This window comes from Streptomyces sp. NPDC096012 (assembly GCF_040426375.1).
Classification (GTDB): Bacteria; Actinomycetota; Actinomycetes; order Streptomycetales; family Streptomycetaceae; genus Streptomyces.
In genome coordinates this window covers 1-1088 of the sequence record NZ_JBEOTD010000110.1, presented here as the reverse complement: position 1 = coordinate 1088, position 1088 = coordinate 1, and the positions used below count along the sequence as shown (strand labels likewise).

The following is a 1088-nucleotide window of genomic DNA, read 5'->3' as shown; positions in this document are numbered from 1 at the left end:
TGTACTCGGTCATGACGTTGGTGACAGTCGGCTGATCGGGGGCTGGCCTGCGAGCGCGGTGTGTCGGCGTCGAGTGTTGTAGAAGTTCAGCCACGGCGCCAGGGCGTGGTCGCGTTCGGTGTTGCTGGTGAACACCTGGCTGTAGGCCCATTCGGTTTGCAGGGTGCGGTTGAAGCGTTCGACCTTGCCGTTTGTCCAGGGGCAGTGCGGGCGGATGAACCGTTGCTGGGCGCCCAGGTCGGCTACGGCCTGGCGGAAGGCGGTGCTCTTGCGGTAGGTCCAGGCGTTGTCGGTGATGACCCCTTCGATGTGGTCGATGCCGTGGGCGGCGAAGAACGCGGCGGCGCGGGTGAGGAAGTCGGCGCAGGTGTCGGCCTTCTCGTCGGCATGGATCTCGGCATAGGCCAGGCGGGAGTGATCATCGACGGCCGCATGGACGTAGTCGTAGCCGATCCGGGCCTGCTTTTGAGCGTAGGTCTTCCCGGCTTCCCGGCCGTGGGCCCGCCATCCTCCGCCGTCCGGGATCCGTCCGATCTTCTTGACGTCGACGTGGACGAGATCGCCGGGCCGGGCGCGTTCGTAGCGGGCATGACTGCGGCGTTCGGCACGGATCGGCTGCCCGGTCAGCGGGTCGCAGGATGCCAGGTGCGGGATCTGATGGCGGCGCAGGATGCGACTGACGGTCCGTGCGGGGACGCCGGTTTCCGCGGCGAGGAAGTCCGGCCCCCGCCGGTGAGTGCGCCGTGCGTCGAGCACCGCGGCCTCGAGGTGTTCGGAAGTACGCCTTGGGCAGGTGCGGGGCCGGCTGGACCGGTCGCGCAGGCCGTCCCATCCCTCGGCCCGGAAACGCGCCACCCATCGGTGCGCACACTGGCGCGACACTCCGAGTTCCTTGGCCACGTGTGCCACAGGACGCAGGTCGTGCACGACACGGCGCACCAGAAGGCATCTGCCGTGAAAGGTCAGCCGGGCATTAGCGTGGGTCACCAAGACCTCCGGTTGTCGTGAAGACAGGCATCTCCACTACGCCCGGAGGTCTCCTCTTGATCAACTACCGACGCGAGTCACCAACCTCTTGGCCGAGTACA

General features: G+C 67.3%; 1 protein-coding gene. It reads right to left on the bottom strand.

All coding sequences use genetic code 11. The features are described from left to right. Positions 1–9 precede the first annotated feature (9 nt). Positions 10–987: an IS481 family transposase gene (locus ABVB68_RS36820; protein WP_353605578.1), complete on the bottom strand. Its 978-nt coding sequence runs from the start codon at positions 985–987 to the stop codon at positions 10–12. Positions 988–1088: the final 101 nt, after the last annotated feature.